The organism is Urinicoccus massiliensis (genome assembly GCF_900120405.1).
In the GTDB taxonomy this organism is placed as follows: domain Bacteria; phylum Bacillota; class Clostridia; order Tissierellales; family Peptoniphilaceae; genus Urinicoccus; species Urinicoccus massiliensis.
This window is the reverse complement of record NZ_LT635493.1, coordinates 428,406-451,828: the sequence shown is the minus strand read 5'-3', so window position 1 is coordinate 451,828 and position 23,423 is coordinate 428,406. Positions and strand designations below refer to the sequence as shown.

The following is a 23,423-nucleotide window of genomic DNA, read 5'->3' as shown; positions in this document are numbered from 1 at the left end:
CCCTGAAGCCCTTTTTTCTAACAAGGATTTGTTCTCTTCATTGAAAAAAATCCCCCTTTTCAGTATAATAGACTTTAATGAATAAAACTGTTGAACGCTTGTTTAGGGGGATTAGAATGGATAAAAATAAAAAACCATATTATATTACAACGCCAATTTATTATCCCAGTGATAATCTGCACATTGGCCATACTTACTGTACCGTGGCAACAGATGCTGTGAAAAAGTTCAAGGAGCTCCAAGGCTATGATGTCTTCTTTACCACCGGTACCGACGAACACGGACAAAAGATTCAAGAAAAGGCCCGAGAACAAGGCATGGAACCCAAGCCCTATGTGGACAAGATTGTAAAGGACATTAAGGACTTGTGGAAAAAGCTGGACATTCGCTATGATGCCTTTGTCCGGTCCACCGATGAGGACCATGAAAAGAATGTCCAAGAGCTCTTCCAAAAGCTCTATGACAAGGGAGAAATCTACAAGGGAGAATACGAAGGCTACTACTGTACCCCCTGTGAATCCTTTTGGACGGAAAACCAACTGGGAGAAGACCATGTCTGCCCCGACTGCGGCCGTCCAACCCACCGACAAAAAGAAGAAAGCTACTTCTTTAGACTGTCTAAATACCGGGACCGTCTTTTAAAACTCTACGAAGACCATCCCGAATTTATAGAACCTGACTTCCGGAAAAAGGAAATGGTCAACAACTTCTTAAAAGAAGGCCTGGAAGACCTATCTGTGACCCGGTCCAGCTTTGACTGGGGGGTTCCCGTTCCCTTTGACGACAACCACGTCATCTATGTTTGGATTGATGCTCTATCCTGCTATTTAACAGGCATTGGCTACGGCAAGGACCCAGAGACCTTTAACCGCTACTGGCCGGCCCAAGTCCACTTTGTGGGCAAGGAAATCATGCGTTTCCACGTCATCATTTGGCCTGCCCTTTTAATGGCCCTGGACCTTCCCCTGCCGGAAAAAGTTTTTGGTCACGGCTGGATCCTCTTTAATAACGACAAGATGAGTAAGTCCAAGGGCAATATTGTCTATCCGGAACCCATTATCGACCGCTACGGGGTCGATGCCTTGAAATACTTCCTCTTAAGGGAATTTTCCTTTGGTAACGACGGAAGTTTTGAAACCGACAAGTTCTTAAAACGGCTGAATTCCGACCTGGCCAATGACCTGGGCAACCTGGTTTCCAGGACGGTGTCCATGATTGAAAAATACTTCGGACAAATTCCTGAGGCTGGTCAGCCGGGAAAATACTCCAAAGAATTAGAAGAAATGGCCCTGGCTATGGCGGATAAAAACCAAAAAGCCATGGACCACTTCCAATTTTCCACGGCCCTGGAAGATATTTGGACCCTGATCCGCCGCTGCAACAAGTATGTGGATGAAACCACCCCCTGGATTTTAGCCAAGGAAGGCAGGATGGAAGAGCTGGGAACAGTCCTCTACCACCTGGCTGAAGCCTTGAGGATTGTCTCCATCCTAATCTACCCCACCATGGAACACACGGCCCTGGAAATTCGCAATCAACTGGGCATCCAAGGGGAAATCAAGCTGGAAGATGCAAAAGTTTGGGGCCTAACCCCCACGGGAGTCCCCATCCAAAAGGGCAAGATCATCTTCCCGAGACTGGATGTGGAAGAAGAAATGCAAGCCCTGTCCAAGGCCCATGAAGACTTGATTGCCAAGAGAAAATTGGCCCATGGTCAAGCCCCCAGCCAAGAAGCAGAAAAAACTGGCAAGGGAGAAGTTAGCCTGGAAGACTTTGAAAAATTAGAAATAAAATTGGCCAAGGTGGTCTCTGTGGAAGACCATCCCAATGCCGACCGGCTCTACCTTCTCCACTTAAAACTAGGAGAAGAAGAAAGAACCATTGTTACAAATGTGAAAGACCGCTACAAGCCTCAAGACCTGGAGGGGAAAAAGATCCTGGTCTTAACTAACCTCAAACCCCACAAGTTTAGAGGCATTGAATCCCAGGGCATGCTCTTGGCGGCAGAAGACCAAGACGGCAACCTGTCCATTGCCACAACCCTGGAAGATATAAAGGATGGAGCTGTAATATCATGATTGATTCCCACGTCCACTTAGACGACCCCCGCTTTAAAAAAGACCGGGACCAAATTATCCAAAACTTTGACCGAGACGGCCTGGAGCTGGTGGTAAATATTGGGGCAGACCTAGAGTCCAGTCGGGCTTCTGTAGACCTGGCCCGGAAGTATGACAAGGTTTATGCTGCCGTGGGCATCCACCCCCATGACGCCTCCAGCTACAGTCCGGAAGTGGAAAAAGAACTTATAGACCTGGCCCAGGATGAAAAAGTCCTGGCCATTGGAGAAATTGGCCTGGACTACTACTATGACAATTCACCCAGAGACATCCAAAAGAAAGTTTTCGAAAAACAATTGGACCTGGCCCACAGGCTGGGCCTTCCCATTGTCATCCACACCCGGGAGGCCAGCAAGGATACCTTTGACCGGATCAAGGCCCATATGGAAAAGCACCCCCAAGACAGGGTCCTGATCCATTGTTTTTCCGAGTCTTTGGAAATGATGCGGGAGTATGTAAAATTGGGTTGCTATATTGCTCTAGGAGGAGCGGTAACCTTTAAAAACGCCCGAGTCCCCAAGGAAGTGGCCCTAGAAGTCCCTCTAGACCGACTCCTTTTAGAAACAGACTGTCCCTATTTGACACCGGAACCCCTACGGGGCAAGAGGAATGAACCGGCCTATGTCCGCTATGTGGGAGATTTTATTGCCAATTTAAGAAAGATCAACCTGGACGACCTTTTGGACCAAACAGCCCGAAACGCCAAGGCCTTTTACGGGATCCAAGCATGAAAAAAATCCGTGAAATCATCGTGGTAGAAGGCAGGGATGACATTACTGCCGTCCGGTCTGCCGTTGAGGCCCAAGTGGTCCAAACCCGGGGCTATTCCTATGGAAAAAAACTCATTGACAGCCTGCAATTGGCCCAGAAAAATCGAGGCGTCATCGTCCTGACAGACCCCGACTATATGGGGGAAAAAATCCGCAAGGACCTGGCCAAGCGAGTGCCGGGAATTAAACACGCCTTCATTGCCACAGACCTGGCCCTGAAGGGGGAAAACATCGGGGTGGAAAATGCCAAACCCCAGGCCATCTTAGAAGCCCTGGAAAGGGCCCAGGCCACCCTGGAAGAGGCAGAGGTTGAATTTACAGAAAAAGACCTCCGGGCCTGGGGACTGTCTGGAGGCCCCCAAGCCAATGAGCGGAGAAAAAAATTGGGCAAGGCCCTCCACCTGGGCCAATGTAATAGCAAGCAATTTTTAAAGCGACTCAATGCCTTTGGCATCAGCCGTGAGGAAGTTCAAGAAAAGGTAAGAAAAATTGATGGACAATAAAAGACTTTATACACCCTCCACAATTCAAGAAATCTTAAACCGCCATGGCTTTACCATGACCAAGGCCCTGGGGCAAAACTTTTTAATTGACGGCAACACCGTCCGGGGGATTGTCCAAGGGTCTGGGGTGACAAAGGAAGATCGGGTTCTGGAAATCGGCCCCGGCATTGGGACCCTGACAGAGGAATTGGCCCTGGAGGCCAAGTCTGTCCTGGCTGTGGAAAAAGACCAAAGGCTCAAACCTATTTTGGAAGAAACCATGGCAGACTACGACAATGTGGAAATCCTCTTTGGGGATGCTTTGAAATTGGACCTGAAAAAGGAATGGGAAGACCGTTTTGGTCAAGACCCGGTCCATATTGTGGCCAACCTGCCCTACTATGTCACCACCCCCATTTTGGGAGCCCTTTTTGACCTGGACCTGCCCTTGAAAAGTCTCACCGTCATGGTCCAAAAGGAAGTGGCTGAGAGGATGTGTGGCCAAGAGGGAACCAAGGACTATGGTGCCTTGAGCCTCTTTATCCGCTACCATTCAGACCCGGAAATCATCCGACAAGTTCCAAATTCTGTCTTTATTCCTAGACCCAAGGTGGATTCAGCAGTGGTCCACATGCTGGTTAAGGACCCGGACCCTGGCATTCCAAAGGAAAAATTTTTCCGAATTGTCAAGGCTGCCTTTTCCAAACGCCGCAAGACCATTTTAAATGCCCTGTCCTCCTATGGATTTTCCCTGACCAAGGCAGAGATTCGCGAAATTTTAGAAAAATCCAATATAGATAGTATTCGACGAGGGGAGACCCTGAGCCTGACAGAATTTTTAGTCCTGGCCATTAACTTTCCCCATGAATTTTAAAGAGGTGATCCATGAAAGAACAATACCTAAGTCCAGAGGACGAAGAAAAGATCCGACAAAAATACAAGGCCTTTGAAGGAAGTCAAGAGGTCATGGACTTTTTAAGCTCCATTTTCAAGGTTCTGGGGGACCCAACCCGGCTGAAAATCATCTACCTCCTGTCCCTAAGCCCCCTTTGTGTCAACGACATTGTGGACTTGATTGGCATGAGCCAATCCAGCATATCCCACCAACTCATCCTATTAAAGAGGAAAAAACTCATTAAAAGTGAAAAAGACGGCCGTAAAAACATCTACTCCCTGGATGATGACCACGTCCTAAGTCTCTTTCACGAAGGCTACAACCACGCCAGCCATCGTTTAGAAGAAAAAAATGATTAAGGACCGGGTGACGGGGTAAATATCTTATAAGAAACTATGAATAAGATTTTAAAGGAGGAAGCAAATTGACAAAAGCAATTGTTTATACATCCAGTACTTGCCCCTATTGCACCATGGCCAAGGACTATTTACAAGAAAAGGGCGTAGATGTTGAAGAAAGAAATGTCCAAACAGACGCTGCTGCCCGGAGTGAACTCATGGAAAAAGGATACACTGGCGTTCCCGTTATTGTCATTGGGGACGAAGAAATCGTGGGTTTCGACAAGGCAAAATTAGAAAAAATACTCGATAAATAAGATGAATAACAGGGAGCCAGTTACTGGCTCCTTCTTTTCTATAGGAGGAAGCATGAAGCAAACATCAATGATTTTAATGGTGGTGACGGTTTTGGCCAAGGTCTTTGGCCTGGCCCGGGAAAAGGCCCTGGCCCAATTTTTTGGCGTATCACCCATGGCCGATATTTTTATCGTGGCCCTGTCCATCCCCATGCTCTTTACCAACCTCTTGACTGGGGCCTTGGGAACGGGATTTATCCCGGTCTATAATGAAATTGAAGAAGAAAAGGGACATGTCCGGGCAGAACTTTTTACCTCCAATGTCACCAACACCCTGGCCCTCTTCTTTTTTTTATTGTCCCTGGTGGCCATTGTCTTTGCCCGCCCCCTGGTCAAGGCCCTGAGTCCCGGCTTTAGCCCCCAACAAATGGCAACTGCCCTGGTGATGACCCGGATTTTCCTACTTTCCATTGCTGTAATAGCTGTGGGGTCCATCTACCGGGCCTACCTGCAAATCCATGGCCGCTTTGTCATCAGTGTCCTCCACCCCATTATCATGAATATCTTCATCATCTTTTCTGTGGCCGTCCTGTCTAAAAAAGGCATCCTGCCCATGAGCCTGGGGGTGCTTTTTGCCCTGGTGATCCAATTTGCCATTTTTATTCCCTTTTTGAATAAAAAACTCTTCCACCTGGTTTTTTCCCTAAAAGACCACTACTTAAAAAAGATGCTTACCAGCATCTTCCCCATCCTGATTTCCACCAGTGTCATTGAGCTGAACTTTATCATCAACAAGGCTCTGGCCTCCATGGTTACCAGTGGGGGGATTGCGGCTTTGAATTACGCCTCAAGACTCCAAGGCTTTGCCACGGGAATTGTCATCTCCAGCATTGTCACCGTAGCCTACCCCCAAATGGCCCGGGCCATTGCCTCAGGAGACAAGCCGGGGCTCAACAAGTCCTTTTCCGAGAGCCTGTCCCTGATGAACCTCTTGGTCATTCCCGCCACTGTGGGTATGATGGCCTTTTCCAGCGAAATTGTGGCCCTCCTCTTTAAGGGTGGGGCCTTTACTGACCAAGATGCTGCCATGACAGGGGCTGTTCTCTTTTACTATGCCTTGAGTATTCCGGCTATCGGTTTTCGGGAAATGCTGTCCCGGATCTTTTTCGCCAAGGGCTATGTAAAAACTCCCGTCATCAACTCAGTGCTGATTATCCTCATGAATACCGGCCTAAGCCTGGTGGCCTCTAAGTACATGGGTCTGGCTGGCCTGGGTCTAGCCACCAGCTTGTCCATGATTATTGGGTCCCTGCTTTTGGCCCTGGCCTTGAAAAAAGACCTGGGAGAAAAAATCGGCGACTTCAATTGGGTCCAAGTCCTGAAGGTTTGTCTGGCTACGGCCCTGATGACCCTCTTGGCCAAGCTGGTCTATTGGAAGGTCAGCCAAGTCCTGGGTCTGCGTTTAGGGATCCTAGTGGCCATTGGCCTGGGAGGCCTGGCCTACTTTGTCCTTTTGGCCCTATTTAGGGTTAAGGAAGTCCAAGAATTAAAAGAGGCTCTTCTTAGGAGGAGGGCTAAATAAGTTTCAATAAAAAAGATTCCCTAGGGGCTATTTATTTAAAAAGTTAACAATGATATACTAAAAATGTAGATAAGTAAATTTTATAAAAATAAGAATAGAGGTAAGTATGACAGACTATTTATTTGATGAAATTAAGAATTTGTTTTTGACTGCGGCAGAAGAAATAGATAGGGGAAATGCCCACAAGCAAGTCCCTATCCTGATAAAATTTTTAAACCTTTTAGAAGAATTGGCTGGGGAAGAAGGATCCTTTGACCAGGTGACCCTGGCCCAAGACCTGGAAGACTTCGATGCAGACGACTTTGGCTCGGAAGACTATCTGGACCAAAAAGAAGAAGACCCGGGCTGGATTGAAGGAACCCTCCACCGGCAACTCAAGGGAGGCATCCTGGCTGGGCAAGAAATTTACGTTCCTGAAAGGAGCATCCGGGAGTTTGGCTTTGAAGACGGAGACCTGATCCGGGCCAAGTCCCAAGGCATTAAGCACATGGGGACCAAGACCCGGGAATTTTACTATTTCGACCTCCTGGCCAAGGGGGACCCCCAAGAGTCCAAGAGGGAAGAAGTCAACTTTGCCCAAGTTCTTTGGAACAACGAATTGGGCCAATACTATATCCTGGGAGAGGAAGATGGACAGACAGTGGAAATTCCTCTCAAGGATGAAGATGTGGATTCCCTTTACATCCAAGAAAATGACCGGATTGAATACGCCTACTGGCAAGGAGAAATCTTCGAGGGCCGGGTGGCCTGGAAGTACAGCCTCAATGGTCCAGTGGTGGAAAAACCAGCCCAAGGATCCCGGGGCCAAGACGGAGCTCTGGATGGGATGGATGTGGTCCTGGCTGTAGACCTGGGTCGGGAAAAACCCTTCCGGGAAGAATTAAACCGCCTGGGAGCCAACCTGGTTTCCCTGGAAGACCTCAACCAAGCCTACCGGGAAAACCGGACCCTTTTAGCCGATTGCGCCCTGGTCCTCTACGACCAAGTGGCCCCCAGTCACTTTGAACGATTGCGGAAAAAACTCCAATATGACAACATCCCTACTATATACATCGGTCAATTGGAAGCCAAGGACCTCTACCAAGTCCTTGTAGATAATTTTTAATGAAATTGGAGCAAGTATGGGAAAGAAAATTTTACTAATCAGTGACATTCCCGGCTATGGCAAGGTCGGTGCCATGGCCATGATTCCAGCCCTGAGCTTTATGGGCTACCGCTGCTACAACCTACCGACCCTCTTGGTGTCCAACACCCTAGACTATGGCGACTTTGCCATGATGGACACCACAGACTATATGGAAAAAACCATTGAGGTTTGGGACCGGTTGGACTTTGACTTCGACTGCATCTGCACCGGCCTCTTGTCCAGTCCCAGACAGGTGGACCTGGTTTTAAACTACATTAAAAAGTGGAAGAAAAAAGGCCGGACCGTTTTGGTGGACCCCGTTATGGGAGACCACGGTTCCCTCTACCATGGAGTGGGACAAGAAATGGTGGCTGCCATGACCAAGATGGCCCAGGTGGCCGACTACTTTATCCCCAACGGGACAGAAAGTCATTTAATGACCCAAGAAGCTGGCCTGGCAGAGGGAGATTGGACCCACCCCTCCATTGACCCCTTAAGACAATTGGGAGCCAAGTCCGTTCTGATTACCAGCGGCCTCCAAGACCAAGACGACCCCGTCATCCGGGGCTACGATGCCAAAGAAGACCGCTATTTTGACCTGGCCTATACCAGGGTTCCCGTATCCTTTCCCGGCACTGGCGACCTCTTTTCTGCCATCCTAATTGGCCTGGTCTTGCAAGGCCATTGCCTGGAAGACGCGGCAAAAAAAGCCTCCAAGGCCATCCACGCCATGATGGAGTCCTACCAAAAAACCAGCGACCCCTTCCATGGCATTCCCATTGAACAATGCAGCGACCTCTTATTAAAATCCATATAAAAGATTGACAAAAAAGCATTCTTCCCGTATAATAAATAAGATTCATCCTTGCTCTTAATTGAGCCAGTAGTCCATAAGGAGGTGACATGATGAGAAAATATGAAGCAATTGTAATGTTTTACCCAGATGTTGAAGAAGAAAAACGCCAAAAAGCTCTTGACCGTTTAAAAGCAATCCTGGATCAAGATGGTAAAGTAACCAATGTCGATGAATGGGGAACTCGTAAGTTAGCCTATTTAATCGAATACTATGAAGATGCTTACTATGTTTTGCTTGACTTTGAAGCAGAAACAAAGGCCATCAAGGAATTTGACCGGGTAGCCAAGATTCTAGACCCAGTTATGCGTCATATGGTTGTGCGCTTAGAAGACTAATCCAAGGGAGTGTAAAGTATGAATAATGTATCTTTGCTCGGACGTTTAACCAAAGACCCTGAGTTGCGTTATACCCAAGGGGGACAGGCAAGTTGTCGCTTTACCTTGGCCGTAGATCGTGGCCTAAGTCGAGAAAAACGCCAAGAATTGGAAGCCAACAATCAACCAACAGCAGATTTTATTTCAATCACAACATGGGGAAAAACAGCAGAATTGGTAGCGAACTACCTTTCCAAGGGCCGTCAATTGGCCGTTGAAGGAAGCATTCGCACAGGCAGTTATGAAAATAAAGAAGGACAAAGAGTCTATACTACAGAAGTGTGGGCCAACCGCATCCACTTTATCTCAGATGGAAGTGGAAACCGGTCCGGGGGATCCCAATACGACCAAAGTCGTCCAGGAGCCTTCCAAGCCAACCAAAGTAGACCGATGAATCAAGCCGGTCCTTCCAATGCACCTGTCAACCATTTTGCACAAGACCAAGCAAAACAAGCTGGCCCAAGTCAAGACAATGACACCAGCGGTTTTTACCCCATCGATAATGATGACATTCCATTTTAAAAGGAGGGGTGAGTGTGCAAAGAAGATTTCGTTCTCGTAAAAAAGTTTGCGCTTTTTGTGCAGATGAAAAAAAAGTAATTGACTATAAAGATACACAAACACTTCGCAAATACATCTCAGATAGAGGAAAGATTTTACCTCGTCGAGTAAGCGGATGTTGTGCAAAGCACCAAAGAGAAATGCAAAGTGCCATTAAACGGGCACGCCAAGTTGCATTACTTCCATATAGTGCAGACTAAGAAGATGGGCCTAGCCCATCTTTTTTTATGGGATTTTTGGGGTGGGGCGAATATGTTTATTTTGGGATTATGGGTATCGATGATGTTTCCTATATAAATATATTTTGTTTATCAATCCGGGCGACTACAACTTTTCATCAGCTCAAGTGCGCTTGCGCTTCTTTCGCTGTGAAAGACTGCATATGACCTACCTACGACTCGATCTTCGATCTCGTTGGGTTAGGTCATGAACGAGGTCGCCCCTACTCGAATTACCACGGAATGTACAAATCCAATTATTCAAATTGAAAGAAAAAATCGATGAGCCGTTAAAAAAATTCAATGTTTGAGCGAAGCGAGTTTTGAATTTTTAGGCTTGTCGATTTTTTCTTACATAAAGTGAGCTAGGGTGGAAGGGGAGGTTCTAGGAGGGGCAAGGGGCATGCGTTAGCCCCTAGGCCCCTCCTGGGGAATTTGGTATGGGCAATAATGTAAATAGGGATTTATCTCCTAATATAAATATATTCTGTTTACCAATGTGGGCGATATAGCCGTCGATTTCTAGCTGTTTAAGCGAAGCTTTCACAGGAAATCTTGGCATGAGACCTGCCAACGAAATCAAAGATTTCGGGCTAGGGCTTCAAAATCGCTCCTACAAGCCAGCCCCCACAAATAAAAAAATGTAGACCGAAGTCTACATCTCATTCTTTTCATCTTTTAACCCAAGGTCACATCCAAGACCATCATGACGATAAAGCCGATGATGATGCCGTAGGTGGCCTGGCGTTCATAGCCGTTACTATGGGTTTCTGGTATGATTTCGTCGCTAATGACAAAGAGCATGGCGCCTCCGGCCAAGGCCAAAATAAAGGGCAGGATGGGCTGGAAGATCTGGACTAAAAAGATACCTAGAAAGGCTCCGATAGGTTCCACCAGGCCGGTAAAAAGGGCAATAAGGAAGGCTTTTTTTGTGGAATAGCGCTCCCGGACCAAGGCCAGGGCCACAGCCAAACCTTCGGGCATATTTTGCAGGCCAATGCCCAGGGCAATGGTAATACCGTTTTTCAAGGAGTCGGTTCCAAAGCCCACGCCGGTAGCCAGGCCTTCGGGGAAGTTATGGATGGTAATGGCAATGATAAAGAGCCAAATTTCTTTTAAAGAATCGGTGTTTTTCCCTTCGACTTTTTTGTCAATAAGGTGTTCGTGGGGGGCATAGCGGTCGATGAGGTCAATGAGGTAGGCCCCGAAAAAAAGGCCCAGGGAGGTAATGAGGACGGCCTGGAGGTTGCCTCCCCCGTATTCGATACTGGGTAAGATCAGGGAAAAGCAGGTGGCTGCCAGCATGACTCCGGCGGCAGACCCCAGAAGGGTGTCTAAAAGTCCCTGGGAGACGTTTTTTGTGGCAAAGATGGGAAGGGCACCCAGGCCGGTCATCAAGCCAGGAACCAGGCAGCCTAGAAGGATGATTAAATTGGGGTTGATTGTATCCATGAAACCTCTTTTCTATAAAAAAAGCACCTATAAATAGATGCGAATAAACAAAATTATGTAGCCATACACCCGGCCTTGTCTTATTGATTATATGCGGTACCCGGAGAGTTAACTCAGACTAGGCGACCCATACGGCACACAAAACATCTTCCTTAGTGCTGCTTCCGTCAAGACCTGACACGGTTCAAAAGCATTTGTTGCGTAGGACCCAATCATCAACGCCACTTTTCCGAGGCAGACCATACAAGGATAAGCCGCAACCGGGAATTCAACCTTGCTATAGCGGATTGCAAGCATGAGGGTGCCGCTAGCTCCCCGTCTAGTATGGCAATGTATTTACTGGCGGAGAGAGGGGGATTCGAACCCCCGATACGCTATAAACGTATACCCGCTTTCCAGGCGAGCGCCTTAAACCAACTCAACCATCTCTCCATTGGATTACAATAACTTATTATACAGAATAAAAAGAAAAGTGTCAAGTTACCCTGACACTTAAAATCTTTTTATTGAACTATTTCAATATACTTACTTGCCAGGGCCATAAAGTCTTCTTTAGATATAGACTCTGTCAAAAGGGCTCCAATCAAGCTGGTAAAAAGGAAGTCAATTTTTTTATCGGATTCTTTTTTTTCATAAAATTTTCCAAACTTGCCATCTTCTTCCCAGGCTTTTTTCAGATCTTCTTTCAAGGGACCAGTATGTCTAGCAAAGAGGTCACGACCGAGTTGAGGATTCTTATAGGCCAAGCCCAAAGAGTAAAGATTAAAAAATTCCGCCCCTTCGGCCTTTTTTTGAGCCAAAGAAGAGAAAAGCCATTCCAGATAGTCAAGAAAAGATGTGGGCTTGTCCTGGGAGGAGTCAGCCAGGTCAAAAATTTTTCCCCAAGCATGGTTTAGAACTCCATAGACCAGGTCATCTTTTGATTCGAAATGATTGTAGATGGACCCCACAGATACGTGGCAGGCCGCAGCAACAGTTCGAATATCCAGGGCATTTAGGCCCTTTTCAGACACAAGATCTTGACAATTTTCTAGAATTTCCTGGCGAGATGTAATTCTTTTTCTCATACCAAGACTCCTTTCGTATGTCATTGAAAATAATAATACTATGAATTTTAAGCGTTGTCAATTTATCGGCTAAATTTATTGAAAAATGTTTCAGAGAAAGGGGTAAAATTTTTTATCTTGCCGGGACTTTTCCTGGACGTTTATTTTAGGGCGGTGGCCGCCTGGGGCTTTTTACCCAGGATGGAGGCCAGGATTATCCATCTCAAGAGTTTTTAGGGTCTCCTCATTTAGGGGATTATAAAGAAGGGACTTGGCCTGGTGGAATTTTTCCTACCTGGGGAAAAATTTTTTCAATCCCTGAAAAGGACAAGCAATAGGGAAGAATTCGTGCTATACTAAAGAAAATGAGGTGAGATTTTGCATTACGAAAGCATTCAGTTTATTTTAGAATTTATCGGAACCATTGCCTTTGCCATCTCCGGTGCCCTTTTGGGGGTCCGGCGGAGTATGGATATTTTTGGCACCATGGTTTTGGGCCTGGTTACGGCTGTAGGAGGCGGGATGATCCGGGACCTAACCCTGGGGATTACACCTCCGGCGGCCTTTACAGACTCTATTTGGACCCTAATTGCCGTGGTGGTTTCACTCTTGGTTTTTTTAAGTTTTTACCGCCGGGGGAACCACCTCAACAGTCGTTTTTTAATTACCTTTGAAAAGTACCTGGTCTTTTTTGACGCCTTGGGCCTGGCAGCCTTTACCATTGTTGGCATGAATACGGCAGCCGGAATTGGCTATGTCAACCAGCACTTTTTGATTTTATTTTGCGGCATGGCTACGGGAATTGGCGGGGGGATCATCCGGGACCTCTTGGCTGGCATTGTCCCCTTTGTCTTTATCCGGCAAATTTATGCCGTGGCCAGTTTTGCCGGCGGGGTCCTCTACCTCTTGACCTACCAGTCCCTGGGGCCCTCTGTTGCTATGATTTTGGGCTTTTCAGGGGTCCTTGTGGTCCGCTTGATTTCCTACTTGAAAAACTGGAACCTGCCCCGGGTGATTGTGGAAGACATTGAGGAAGGCAGGCAGGGCCAATGAAAGAGGACGTCTTGAATTTTTTGGAGGCCCACCGGGAAGCCTATGTTTCTGGCCAGGACCTGGCAGACCAGTTAGGGGTTTCTCGGGCGGCGGTTTGGAAGGCCATTGAAGCCCTGAGAAGGCAAGGCTATGACATTGAGGCCAAGCCAAAAAAGGGCTACCGGCTTTTGGGGGACTTTGACCGGCTCTCCCAGGGAGGCATCCAAAAACACCTGCCGGAAGCTTTAAGAGACCGGCAAATTTTCATCTACGACAGCCTGGACTCCACCAATACGGAAATGAAAAGGAAGCTGGAAAAAAACCAGGTCCGGCCCTTTGATGTGGTCCTGGCTGAAGAACAAGTCCAGGGGCGGGGACGACGGGGCAAGGCCTTTGCCTCTCCCAAGCACACGGGCCTCTACATGACCCTTCTCTACTACAAGGAGGGAGAGGGAGACCTGGAAGACCAAGACCTGATTACCATCAAGGCCGCCTTGGCCGTTTTAAGGGCTGTGAAAAAAACCACAGGCCTGGAGGCCAAGATCAAGTGGGTCAACGACCTCTTTTTGGCCAATAAAAAATTCTGTGGCATCTTGACGGAAGGGGAGTTCAACCTGGAGAACCGAGAAATTTCAGCCATCTACACAGGGATTGGCATTAACATCCGGATGCCAGAAGAGGGCTTTGGCTCGGACCTGGAAAAAATTGCCACAGCCTTAAATGTGGACCTTTTGAGAAATGACCTGGCTGGGGAAATCATAAGCCAGCTCTATTTTTTAAAGGGCCAAGACCGGAAGGAAGTCATTCGGGCCTACAAGGAGGCCTCCCTGGTCTTGGGGAGAAAAATTTCCTTCAACTACCAGGGCCAAGACCTGGTGGGCCGGGCCAAGGATATCAACGACCAAGGCCATCTCTTGGTGGACCTATCCGGCCAAACCCTGACCCTCAAGGCCGGAGAAATTTCCATCCGGGGAGATTTTTCTTAAAGCCCTTAAATTATAAGAATAAAAAAAGATTCCTTCATGGCGAAGGAATCTTTTTTTATTCAAGCTTATATGGTAAAAATGACCACTCCAAGAGAGAGGGCATTTACATGCCAAATAGGTCTGCGTGGCTACCAGTATTGATGAGGGTGAGGGTAAGGATATCATCCTCTATTAGATAAATGAGCAACCAATCAGGTTTTATGTGGCACTCATGAAAACCCTTGAATTTTCCCTTAAGGATGTGGTCTTTGTATTTGGGCTCAAGTGGGATACCCTGCCTTAGATGGTCGATGACTTCATCTAAAAGAGACAGGTCTATGCCTCGTTTAGCCATACGTTTATAACTTTTCTTATAAAGGTTGGTGAACTTAATCTTGTACATTAGTCAGATAGCAGGGCTTTCTTTAAGTCTTCCATAGAAGAATAAGAGGGTGTGTTAGGATCTCTGGAAATTCTTCTGGCTTCTTCCATGGCAGCCAGGGTTTCAGCCTTAAACCCTGGTAGCTCTACCTTAAAAGGCAAACCACCACGAAGGATGCATTGACGAAGAAACATGTTTACGGCACTGGATAGGTCGATGCCAAGCTCATTAAAAAGTTCATTTGCTTCTGCTTTGACAGTGGTATCAATACGAATTTGAGTAGGACTTGTAGCCATAAAATCATCTCCTTTCAAGGCAATTATATTACGAATGGTATACAGTGTCAACTAAATCCATAACAACAAAGGGGTTAAATGGGATATACAAAGTTGATTCTTGGCTAGGTAAAATCAAGGGAAAAAATAGAAAGCCACCGGGTACCCGGCAGCTTTCTATCCCAAATCTTGGGTGATTTGTTTTTTTAGGTCCATTTGGTAGAGGAGGCCTTCCTGGGACTGGAAGTCCAAGGTCCGGTCTAGCTTGTATTCTTTGATAATGGACCGGGTCTTGGGGGACAGGATGTAGATCCTATGGCTCAGGTGGATGGCCTCGTCAATATCGTGGCTGATAAAGAGGGTGGTGAGCTGGATTTCTTCCATAATTTTCAGGTACCAGTCGTGCATCTTGGCCTTGGTAATGGCGTCCAGCTTGGAGAAGGGCTCGTCTAAAAGGGCGATCTTTGAGGAAAAGAGATAGGTCCTTAGAAGGGCGGCTCTTTGGGCCATGCCTCCGGAGATTTCAGAAGGATAGAGGCCCTCTGTGCCGGCCAGGCCAAATTGTTGGAAGTAGGACTGGGCTCTTTTCCGGGCCTGGTCCTTGGGTACTTTTTTTAAAAAGAGGGGAAGGGCCACATTGTCCAAGATTTTTAAATGGGGCAAGAGGAGGTCTTTTTGTAACATATAGGCTACCTGGCCGGCCTGGCCGGTAATGTCTTTTCCCTCCAAGAGGACCTGGCCTTGGTCGGGTTTTAGGAGGCCGGCAATGATGTTAAAAAGAGTGGTCTTGCCGGACCCCGAAACCCCCAAGAGGGAAACCAACTCTCCCTGGTCCAGGTGGAGGGAGACTTGGTCCAAGACGGGATGGGATCCAAAGGTCTTGGAAATGGACTCAAGGTCTAAAAGTTTATTGGGGGAGGAAGTCATTGGTGAATCCGTAGCCCTTGTCCAGGGGTTTTTTAATGAGGTTTTCATCGGCCAACCATTGGTAGAATCTGTCCCAACGGGTTTGGTCTATATAGCCGAATTGTTTGCTGTCGGCTTGGTATTGGTCGGCCAGCCATTTTTGTGAAGCCAGGACTAGGTCCTTGTCCAATTCTGGATTGGCCTTGCAGAGGATCTCAGCGGCTTTTTCTGGATTTTCCATGGCGTATTGGTAGCCCTTGACGGTGGCTCTTAAAAAGGCCTTGACGGTTTCGGGGTCTTCCTTTAAAAGTTGGTTGTTGGAAATAATGACGGGGCTATAGTAGTCGAAAACGGGATTGATGTCGATAAAGGAAAAGTAGTTGTGGGGGACATTTTTCACTTGGGCAGCCAGGCCGTCCCAGGCATAGTAGACCCAAACGGTGTCAATCTTGCTTTGGATGGCGGAAACGGCATCGGTGGCTGTAGAAGGAATAAATTCTACCTTGTTGGGGTTGCCTCCATCTTTTTGGATGACGTTTTTAATAATGGCTTGTTCAATGGGGTTGTCCCAGGTGGCATAGTTGTGGCCTTCCATATCCTTGGGCCGGGTGATGTTTTTGTCCTTGGCAGAAAGGATGCCGGAGGTGTTGTGGTTGATAATGGCACAGATGGCTGTAATGGGAAGGGGGTTGTCGTTGGAAAAAGTGGCAGCCAGGACGTCTTGGAAGGAAACGCCGAAGTCGGCTTTTCCGGAAGCTACCAGGGCTTCGGCTCCGTCTTCCGGAGGTTGGACGATGTTGAGCTTTAGGCCTTCTTCAGCATAGTAGCCCAGGGCGTCAGCTACATAGACCCCGGTGTGGTTGGTATTGGGGGTCCAGTCCAAGACGAATTGGACTTCTTTTAGGTTTTTTTGGTCCGACTTGGCGCCGGCATTTTTTTCTTGGCTCTTGGGGCCGCAGGCTGTTAAGAGGAAGCAGGCAACCAGGGCCAGGGCGGTTAATTTTTTAAAGTTCATGTTTTTCTCCTTTTTTCCAGGGCATTGATTTTTTTTCCAAGACTTGAACCAGCAAGAGGCAGAGGTAGGAGATGATGGAAATAAAAACAATGACGGCAAACATCTTGTCAAAAGAATAGGACTTCTTGACCTTGGTCATGTAGACTCCCAAACCGGCGTAGCCTCCCAGCCATTCGGCAATGACAGCCCCTACCAGGGCATAGGAGGTGGAAATTTTTAGGCCGGAAAAAAAGGAAGTCAGGGCCATGGGCCACTTGACATAGCGAAAGAGGTCCAGGCGGTTGGCCCCCATGGCTTGCAGGAGGAGGAGGGAGTCCTTGTCAGCTCCTTGAAAACCTTGGTAGAGGTTCATGGCAATGGGGAAAAAGGTCACAATCACCACCAGGGTGATCTTAGGTAAAAGACCATAGCCCAGCCATAGGACCAGGAGGGGGGCAATGGCCACAGTAGGTACGGTTTGGGTCAAGACCAAGAGGGGGTAGAGGGCTTCCTTTACCAGGCGAAAACGGTCCATGGCCAGGGCGCAAATAAATCCCAAAAGGATACCAATGGATAGGCCCAGTAGGGCTTCCAACATGGTGACCTTGAGGTGGTTTAAGAGCAGGAGTCGGTCGGTCCAAAAGGCTCCCAGGACGGCCCGGGGTGAGGGCAACATAAAGCTAGGAACCAGCTCATAATAGGAGACCAGGGACCAGAGGGCTACAAGGGCCAAGAGGACCAGAAAGGGAATGACCCTAGCGGTATTTTTTTGTCTTTTCATCAATGGTTAAAAGGTGGTCCTTGGGATTGTAGAAAATCTTCACATAGGACTTGACTGAATCCGCCCCCTGACGGATACAGATGAGTTGGGCTTCTTTTACAATATCTAAAAGTTCTTCATAGTCGCCTTCCACTGTGGTTTCCAAGGGACCTACTTGGTAGTTACAACCGGTGGATGCAATGTAGTCAATGACGGAATCAACAATCCGTAAAAGCTCTTCTTGACTGGCTGTCACAGGAAGAACTTGGATGGCAATGGTAGTATTCATATAACTCCTTTCAATAAAAAAGGACTTCTGGGCAGCAGAAGTCCTTGGTTTCCTACGTCAGCATTACCTGAACAGGTTCAATGGGTTTGGCCTAGGCCATCTCAGCAATAGCACCCCTGCCCTTTCATTGTACCCATTAATAAAATCTCGGTCAAGGAGAAAATCATCCCCGGTTAAAGGCCCGGTAGATGGCCTTAATGGCGGTATCGTAGTCGGCGGTATCTACTCCGACGATGATGTTTAACTCGCTGGAGCCTTGGGTGATCATTTCCACATTGACCTTGGCTTGGGCCAGGGCCTTAAAGAGCTTGGCAGAGGTCCCAATGTGGTTGCGCATATTTTGCCCTACTACGGCAATCAGGGAAATGTCCGTTTCAACAGAGATGTTGTCGGGGTTGCAAAGGGCCTTGATTTCACTGGTAATTCGTTTTTTCTTGCCTTGGAGTTGGTCGTCAGAGACAATTAAAGACAGGGAGTCGATACTGGAGGGGATGTGTTCCACATAGATGTCGTTGGCTTCCAAAATGGAAAAGACCTTACGGGAAAAGGACAGGTCCCGGTTCATTTGGACCTTGTCGATGTTGATAACAGAAAAACCCTGGCGACCGGCGATGCCAGTAATTTCTCCGTCCTGGTCTCCCTCCCGGCTGGAGGGGACAATCCGGGTTCCCTCTTCTTCCGGGGCATTGGTGTTTTTAATGGAAATGGGAATACCCTGGGAGATAACAGGGAAGATGGCTTCTTCGTGGAGGATGCTGGCCCCCATATAGGAAAGCTCCCGGAGTTCCCGGTAGGAAATTTCCTTGATCCGGCGGGGGTTTTGGATAATCTTAGGGTCTGCAGCTAAAAATCCGCTGACATCGGTCCAGTTTTCATAGAGGTCGGCCCCCACCCCCCGGGCCACAATGGCACCGGACAGGTCTCCCCCGCCTCGAGAAAAAGTGGTGATGGACCCATCAGGCAGGGACCCGTAAAATCCAGGAATCACTGCAGAGTCAAAGGATTTTTTCATCTCGGCCAGGGCCTTGTAGGTCCTTTGTTCATCTAAAATGTGGGGGGCCTTGAAGAGCATGACATTCTTGGCATCCACAAAGGGAATGTCCAGGTACTTGGCTAGGATAAGACCATTTAAATATTCTCCCCGGCTGGACAGGTATTCCTTGGAGGCCTTTTCTTCAATGGCCTGGCGGATTTCGTCGAAGTAGTCTTGCAGGTCCATTTCCACGCCGATTTCCCGGCAAATGTCCAAGTAGCGGTTCTTGAACATGGAAAAGACTTCATTATATGAAATGCCGTGGCTGGCCAGGTCGTATAAGAGGTAGAGAAGGTCTGTAATCTTGGTGTCCTGGTCATTTTCCTTCCCGGGAGCTGAGGGGACAATGTATTTTTTATTGGGGTCTGTCTGGATAATGTCATAGACCTTTTTAAATTGGCCTCCGTTGGCCAGGCTGGTCCCGCCGAATTTTGCTACAACAAGTGTCAAGGTAACGTCTCCTTTCGAAAAAACTGCTAAAGTGCTAATACTCTTTATTGTAGTCAAAAAAAGGACTTTTGTATAGGGTTTTTCCAGAAATTAGCTGGCTAAATTCCAAGATAGACCAGGGGAAAATATTAAAAAAAACTTAGACTTTTGTTAAAAAAGCCTTTAGAATAATAAGATATAATAAAGGAATAAAAGCCATGAAAATATAGAAGGGAGATGGAGATGAAAAAAATAAGAAGATTCCTGGTTCAGATGGCCCAGAAGGGGGGCGCCTTTTTTGCCAGGCACAAGTTGCTTTCCATCCTGGGCCTAGTCCTGGTGGTGGTCCTGGTAGCCACTGGCCTTATGAAGGCCCTGAGACCTGATGCTGGAATCCAGGTGACAAAAAACCAAGTTGTGACCCTAAAGCACAAGGATGTAACCAATGCAGTTAATGAAACGGGAACGGTGGTAAGTTCCACGGTGGTGGATGTCTATGCCCAAAAGCAATCCCCTATTGTGGCCCTCCATGTAAAGGTGGGAGACCGGGTGGAAAAGGGAGACTTGATTGCAGAGTTGGACTCCCAGGACATCCGCCAACAAATTGCCGAAAAGCAAGCCTCGGCAGCGGCTCAAGCCAAGACCCTGGGGGCTCAAATTTCTGCTGCCAAAAACCGGCTCTATGAAGCAGTAACAGGGAAAAAGAATGGAACCAATCCCGGAGTCCAAGGGGCCAATTCCAGCCTTGTGGCTTCTTTTGATGCCTACAAGCAGGCCCAAAAGGTCTATGAGGACTATAAAAGATCCTTGGACCAAGGCTACAATCCTGAATTGCTTGCCGAAAAATCGGAAAGGGATAGCCTGGCCTACCAGGAAACTTCCAGCAATGTCAAGTACAGCCAGTTGAGAGATGACCTGGCCCAATCCAGCCAAAGAGCCATGGACAGCCGGTCCAGGGCCGGAAGTTTGGACGGACAAATTGCCAGTTTGAAAAATCAACTGGACTCCCTAAACCAGCAAGTCATCCAGACCTCAAGGGAGATTTCCCAAAAAAATCGAGACCTGGAAAAGGCCAGTGGGGCAAATCCCCCGGCAGGGACGCCAAATAATGGACAAGGAAGTAACCATAGCAGGGTCGAAGGCCTGCAAAAAGACCTGGATGACTTAAATGAAAGGCAAGAAAAAACCCGCTTGGAAATTTCCCAAGTGACAGAAAACCTGGCCAAGCTCCAAGGAGACCGGGAAAAGTATCTTGCAGAAGCCGAAGCCATGGACAAGGAAGTGGAAGCCATGGCCAAGACCATCCCCAATGCCCAAATTGAATTGGAAAAGGCCCGGTCCGACGCCCAACTTTCTGCCGACAAGGAAGTAAAAAACAAGAAGGCCCGGGAAGACCAACTCAAGACCTACAAGCAAAATATGGAAGTGGCAAAAAATGCCTATGACCAAGCCCTTAAGGCCCTAGAAGGGGCCCGGGTGGCTCAAGACAATGACATTGCCAACCTAAAAGACAGTCTCCAACAAGCCCAAGCCGGGAAAAATAATGTAGACCAGGAAGAACTTAAATTCTTGAAAGAGTCCCTGGACCAAACCCTGGTTAAGGCTCCAGCTTCCGGGACCATTACCCAGTTAAAGGCCAAGCTGGGGGAAACACCGGCAGAAGCCCTGGCCCGGGTGGAAACGGTCAACACCCTAAGGGTGGAATCCCACATTAAAGAATACAACATCAACGATGTCCACGTGGGAACCAAGGTGGTCTTAACTTCGGATGCAGTAGAAGGCAAGGAATTTATGGGAGAAGTGGTTTCCGTATCTCCTGGTCCTGAGGAAAAGGCGGAAGGAGCCCCCTCCAAGGACGTCTACTATAAAACCGTCATCGACATCAAGGAGGGACAAGAAAGTCTTTTGGCTCCCGGGATGAATGTCCGGGTAAAATACATCCTGTCCCAGGAAAAAAACACCTTCTCCGTACCAACAGACGCCATCTATGAACGAGACAAAAACCACTACATCCTCTCCCTGAAGGACCTGGGCAAGAACCGCTATGAACTGGTTTCCCTGCCTGTTACAGTGGGCCTGTCCAACGACTTTGAAAGTTCCATTACAGGTCCAGCCCTCAAGGAAAAGATGAAGGTCCTAACCAGCTCCCAAGGCTATGGCCAAGGCCAAGTAGTAACCATTATTGAAGCCCCTGAGGAGGGCCAAGATGGATAAGCTTATGACCATGCGGGGGATTACCAAGTCCTATAACATCGGCCTGGAAAATGAATTGGAAATCCTCCACGGCATTGACCTGGACATCTACGACGGAGAATTTATTTCCATTGTGGGTCAATCCGGGTCTGGAAAGTCCACCCTGATGAACATCATAGGCCTTTTGGACCGGCAGACTTCCGGCAGCTATGACTTGGCTGGAACCAATGTCCAAGACATTAAAGACGACGAACTTTCAGCCTATCGGAGTCGGAAAATCGGCTTTGTCTTTCAAAACTTCAACCTGATCCCCCGGTCCAATGCCTTGAAGAATGTGGAACTGCCCATGCTTTATGCCAAGGTCCCCAGGGCCCAAAGGCAGGAAAGGGCCAAGGAACTTTTGGCCCTGGTAGACATGGAAGACCGGATGGGCCATAGGCCCAATGAATTGTCCGGCGGGCAAAAGCAAAGAGTGGCCATAGCCCGGGCCATGGCCAACAACCCCGCCATTATCTTGGCCGACGAACCCACTGGGGCCCTGGACAGCAAGACTGGCCGCCAGGTCATGGACCTCTTCCACACCCTCCATGAAAAAGAAAAGAGAACCATCATCGTCATTACCCATAATATGGACCTGGCCCAGGAGGCCGGGCGAATTTATGAAATGGATGATGGTCACTTAAGGGAGGTTTAAATGGATATTCTAGAAACCATCAAGCTGTCCATTGAAGGAATCCGCACCAATAAAATGCGGTCCTTTTTAACCATGCTGGGCATCATCATCGGAATCTCCTCTGTCATTGGCATCACCACCATTGGGTCGGCCATGACCAAGTCCGTCAACAAGGCCTTTGACACCATTGGAAATTCCTCGGCCTATATTATGGTAGAGGCAAAAAATCCAGAAGACCAGGATGGACAAGGCATGGTTTACCCCGATGACTTCATGACCAAAGACATGCTGGAAGATGTGCAAAAGTCCCAGGGAGACCTGGTGGACGAGGTAGTCTACCAGGGGCCAGAAGGACCAGGGGTTGTTCGCCAGGACAAGAAGCAAATCAATGTTAACATCCAGTCCACCTCTCCTGGGGCGGCTAAAACCGACAAGGTCAAACTCCTGGCCGGACGGTTTTTAAATAGCCAGGACATTAAAAAGTCCAAAAACGTCGCCGTTATTTCCGACAAGGTCTTGGACAAGATCTACAAGGGAGACGTCAACAAGGCCCTGGGGAGCGAAGTCAAGGTTTATAAGGATGGGGAGTTGGTTGTTTTAACCGTTGTGGGCATCTACCACTATGAAAAGGTCAATGTGGCCCTTTTGGGAGATGTCAAGGGGGAAACGTCAACCCTCTATATGCCCTACACCACGGCCTTTAAGGAAATTCCTTCAGACTATGACGATGAAGATGTCTTCCAATATGTTCTCATCTCTTTGAAAAATCCTGGCCAGGCAGAAGAAGACTCCCAAACCCTGGCAGACTATATCAACAAAAAATACTTTGCCGACAACAGCCGGGCCCGGGTTCAAGTGTCTTCTGTGGTATCGGAAATGAAACAGGTGGGGTCCACCATGGCCGGTATCCAAACAGCCGTAGCAGCCATTGCTGGCATCGCCCTGATTGTTGGGGGGATTGGGGTCATGAACATCCTCCTGGTTTCCGTAACGGAAAGGACCCGGGAAATTGGCATCCGCAAGGCCCTAGGGGCCACAAAAAATGACATCCGCAAGCAATTTATTATCGAGTCGGTGATTCTCTGTATTATTGGAGGGATCTTTGGTATTCTCCTGGGAACCCTTTTGGGTCTAGTGGGGTCAGGCCTTATTGGGACCCGGTCTCTGCCCTCTATTTTCAGCATCCTGGTGGCAGTGGGCTTTTCCATGGCCATTGGCGTCTTTTTTGGCTACTATCCTGCCAACAAGGCGGCAAAATTAGATCCCATTGAGGCCTTGAGGTATGAATAGGAAATAGAGGAAGGCTTAAGAAAAAATTAAAGCCAGCGTAAAATTTTCATTGACAAAGCAGGGGACAAGTAATATACTATATAAGTACT

Annotated in this window: 26 protein-coding genes, 1 tRNA gene, 1 other RNA gene and 1 riboswitch; of the genes, 17 read left to right on the top strand and 11 right to left on the bottom strand. The window is 47.9% G+C overall.

All coding sequences use genetic code 11. The features are described from left to right. Positions 1 to 116: 116 nt before the first annotated feature. The 12 genes from metG (at position 117) to rpsR (ending at position 9,597) form a co-directional block, all read left to right on the top strand. Positions 117 to 2,078, top strand: a complete 1,962-nt coding sequence (gene metG / locus BQ7400_RS06795) for a methionine--tRNA ligase (protein WP_072469894.1) — start codon at positions 117 to 119, stop codon at positions 2,076 to 2,078. Further along, entirely contained in the window at positions 2,075 to 2,848 is a 774-nt protein-coding gene (locus BQ7400_RS06790; RefSeq protein WP_072469893.1) for a TatD family hydrolase, read from the top strand. Before metG ends, BQ7400_RS06790 begins: the two co-directional genes overlap by 4 nt. After that, on the top strand, positions 2,845 to 3,390 hold the full coding sequence (rnmV, locus tag BQ7400_RS06785) for a ribonuclease M5 (RefSeq protein ID WP_072469892.1): 546 nt from the start codon (positions 2,845 to 2,847) through the stop codon (positions 3,388 to 3,390). The genes BQ7400_RS06790 and rnmV overlap by 4 nt, the downstream gene beginning before the upstream one ends. Further along, positions 3,380 to 4,243, top strand: coding sequence for a 16S rRNA (adenine(1518)-N(6)/adenine(1519)-N(6))-dimethyltransferase RsmA (gene rsmA / locus BQ7400_RS06780; RefSeq protein WP_034438751.1), 864 nt, complete (start codon positions 3,380 to 3,382; stop codon positions 4,241 to 4,243). The genes rnmV and rsmA overlap by 11 nt, the downstream gene beginning before the upstream one ends. Positions 4,244 to 4,254: 11 nt before the next feature. Then, entirely contained in the window at positions 4,255 to 4,623 is a 369-nt protein-coding gene (locus BQ7400_RS06775; RefSeq protein ID WP_072469891.1) for an ArsR/SmtB family transcription factor, read from the top strand. A 65-nt stretch (positions 4,624 to 4,688) separates the two neighbouring features. Continuing rightward, the gene (locus BQ7400_RS06770) at positions 4,689 to 4,919 is read left to right on the top strand and encodes a glutaredoxin family protein (protein ID WP_034438754.1); all 231 of its coding nucleotides are present in this window, start codon (positions 4,689 to 4,691) and stop codon (positions 4,917 to 4,919) included. A gap of 52 nt (positions 4,920 to 4,971) precedes the next feature. Continuing rightward, positions 4,972 to 6,480 (top strand): murein biosynthesis integral membrane protein MurJ, encoded by a 1,509-nt coding sequence (gene murJ, locus BQ7400_RS06765; protein WP_072469890.1) that lies wholly within the window; start codon positions 4,972 to 4,974, stop codon positions 6,478 to 6,480. Between the two features lie 106 nt (positions 6,481 to 6,586). Next, positions 6,587 to 7,585 carry a hypothetical protein gene (locus tag BQ7400_RS06760; RefSeq protein ID WP_072469889.1) on the top strand — a complete coding sequence of 333 codons (999 nt, stop codon included), beginning with the start codon at positions 6,587 to 6,589 and terminating at the stop codon, positions 7,583 to 7,585. A 16-nt stretch (positions 7,586 to 7,601) separates the two neighbouring features. Next, a complete protein-coding gene (locus BQ7400_RS06755) occupies positions 7,602 to 8,423 on the top strand; it encodes a bifunctional hydroxymethylpyrimidine kinase/phosphomethylpyrimidine kinase (protein ID WP_072469888.1) in 822 nt (273 codons plus the stop codon). An 89-nt stretch (positions 8,424 to 8,512) separates the two neighbouring features. After that, positions 8,513 to 8,797 (top strand): 30S ribosomal protein S6, encoded by a 285-nt coding sequence (gene rpsF, locus BQ7400_RS06750; protein WP_034438762.1) that lies wholly within the window; start codon positions 8,513 to 8,515, stop codon positions 8,795 to 8,797. 18 nt (positions 8,798 to 8,815) lie between these two features. Beyond that, complete coding sequence (locus BQ7400_RS06745; protein ID WP_072469887.1) at positions 8,816 to 9,358, top strand: single-stranded DNA-binding protein; 543 nt, start codon at positions 8,816 to 8,818, stop codon at positions 9,356 to 9,358. Positions 9,359 to 9,372: 14 nt separating this feature from the next. Beyond that, positions 9,373 to 9,597, top strand: coding sequence for a 30S ribosomal protein S18 (gene rpsR, locus BQ7400_RS06740; RefSeq protein WP_052099059.1), 225 nt, complete (start codon positions 9,373 to 9,375; stop codon positions 9,595 to 9,597). Between the two features lie 696 nt (positions 9,598 to 10,293). Here the strand turns inward: rpsR and BQ7400_RS06735 are convergent. The 4 genes from BQ7400_RS06735 to BQ7400_RS06720 form a co-directional block, all read right to left on the bottom strand. Next, positions 10,294 to 11,067, bottom strand: coding sequence for a ZIP family metal transporter (locus BQ7400_RS06735; RefSeq protein ID WP_072469886.1), 774 nt, complete (start codon positions 11,065 to 11,067; stop codon positions 10,294 to 10,296). Positions 11,068 to 11,128: 61 nt separating this feature from the next. Continuing rightward, positions 11,129 to 11,395, bottom strand: an RNA gene (gene ffs / locus BQ7400_RS06730) — signal recognition particle sRNA large type. A 12-nt stretch (positions 11,396 to 11,407) separates the two neighbouring features. After that, positions 11,408 to 11,499: transfer RNA gene (locus BQ7400_RS06725), tRNA-Ser, on the bottom strand. Positions 11,500 to 11,570: 71 nt separating this feature from the next. Then, entirely contained in the window at positions 11,571 to 12,134 is a 564-nt protein-coding gene (locus BQ7400_RS06720) for a TetR/AcrR family transcriptional regulator (RefSeq protein WP_072469885.1), read from the bottom strand. Positions 12,135 to 12,491: 357 nt separating this feature from the next. Here BQ7400_RS06720 and BQ7400_RS06715 point away from each other — a divergent pair, with 357 nt between their 5' ends. Both BQ7400_RS06715 and BQ7400_RS06710 read left to right on the top strand, forming a co-directional pair. Beyond that, positions 12,492 to 13,166, top strand: a complete 675-nt coding sequence (locus BQ7400_RS06715; protein WP_034439997.1) for a trimeric intracellular cation channel family protein — start codon at positions 12,492 to 12,494, stop codon at positions 13,164 to 13,166. Beyond that, the gene (locus tag BQ7400_RS06710) at positions 13,163 to 14,131 is read left to right on the top strand and encodes a biotin--[acetyl-CoA-carboxylase] ligase (protein ID WP_072469884.1); all 969 of its coding nucleotides are present in this window, start codon (positions 13,163 to 13,165) and stop codon (positions 14,129 to 14,131) included. The genes BQ7400_RS06715 and BQ7400_RS06710 overlap by 4 nt, the downstream gene beginning before the upstream one ends. Before the next feature lie 103 nt (positions 14,132 to 14,234). Here BQ7400_RS06710 and BQ7400_RS06705 read toward each other — a convergent pair whose 3' ends face one another. The 7 genes from BQ7400_RS06705 to BQ7400_RS06675 all read right to left on the bottom strand — a co-directional run bounded on the left by BQ7400_RS06705 (position 14,235) and on the right by BQ7400_RS06675 (position 19,199). Beyond that, entirely contained in the window at positions 14,235 to 14,513 is a 279-nt protein-coding gene (locus BQ7400_RS06705; protein ID WP_072469883.1) for a type II toxin-antitoxin system YafQ family toxin, read from the bottom strand. Beyond that, entirely contained in the window at positions 14,513 to 14,788 is a 276-nt protein-coding gene (locus BQ7400_RS06700) for a type II toxin-antitoxin system RelB/DinJ family antitoxin (protein ID WP_072469882.1), read from the bottom strand. Before BQ7400_RS06700 ends, BQ7400_RS06705 begins: the two co-directional genes overlap by 1 nt. 156 nt (positions 14,789 to 14,944) lie before the next feature. Continuing rightward, a complete protein-coding gene (locus BQ7400_RS06695) occupies positions 14,945 to 15,742 on the bottom strand; it encodes an ABC transporter ATP-binding protein (protein ID WP_245759418.1) in 798 nt (265 codons plus the stop codon). After that, positions 15,675 to 16,688, bottom strand: a complete 1,014-nt coding sequence (locus tag BQ7400_RS06690; protein ID WP_072469880.1) for an ABC transporter substrate-binding protein — start codon at positions 16,686 to 16,688, stop codon at positions 15,675 to 15,677. Before BQ7400_RS06690 ends, BQ7400_RS06695 begins: the two co-directional genes overlap by 68 nt. Beyond that, positions 16,678 to 17,448 (bottom strand): ABC transporter permease, encoded by a 771-nt coding sequence (locus tag BQ7400_RS06685; protein WP_094230616.1) that lies wholly within the window; start codon positions 17,446 to 17,448, stop codon positions 16,678 to 16,680. The genes BQ7400_RS06690 and BQ7400_RS06685 overlap by 11 nt, the downstream gene beginning before the upstream one ends. Beyond that, entirely contained in the window at positions 17,423 to 17,716 is a 294-nt protein-coding gene (locus tag BQ7400_RS06680; protein WP_034439983.1) for a thiamine-binding protein, read from the bottom strand. Before BQ7400_RS06680 ends, BQ7400_RS06685 begins: the two co-directional genes overlap by 26 nt. Before the next feature lie 32 nt (positions 17,717 to 17,748). Beyond that, positions 17,749 to 17,844: riboswitch (TPP riboswitch) on the bottom strand. Positions 17,845 to 17,879: 35 nt separating this feature from the next. Further along, positions 17,880 to 19,199, bottom strand: coding sequence for an aspartate kinase (locus BQ7400_RS06675; protein WP_072469878.1), 1,320 nt, complete (start codon positions 19,197 to 19,199; stop codon positions 17,880 to 17,882). 222 nt (positions 19,200 to 19,421) lie between these two features. On the opposite strand from BQ7400_RS06675, the gene BQ7400_RS06670 reads away from it, so the two are divergent. The 3 genes from BQ7400_RS06670 to BQ7400_RS06660 are packed head-to-tail and all read left to right on the top strand — an operon-like array spanning position 19,422 to position 23,334. Further along, on the top strand, positions 19,422 to 21,392 hold the full coding sequence (locus BQ7400_RS06670) for an efflux RND transporter periplasmic adaptor subunit (RefSeq protein WP_072469877.1): 1,971 nt from the start codon (positions 19,422 to 19,424) through the stop codon (positions 21,390 to 21,392). Beyond that, positions 21,385 to 22,065, top strand: a complete 681-nt coding sequence (locus BQ7400_RS06665) for an ABC transporter ATP-binding protein (RefSeq protein WP_034439977.1) — start codon at positions 21,385 to 21,387, stop codon at positions 22,063 to 22,065. The genes BQ7400_RS06670 and BQ7400_RS06665 overlap by 8 nt, the downstream gene beginning before the upstream one ends. Further along, positions 22,066 to 23,334, top strand: coding sequence for an ABC transporter permease (locus BQ7400_RS06660; protein WP_072469876.1), 1,269 nt, complete (start codon positions 22,066 to 22,068; stop codon positions 23,332 to 23,334). It abuts the gene before it with no gap. Positions 23,335 to 23,423: the final 89 nt, after the last annotated feature.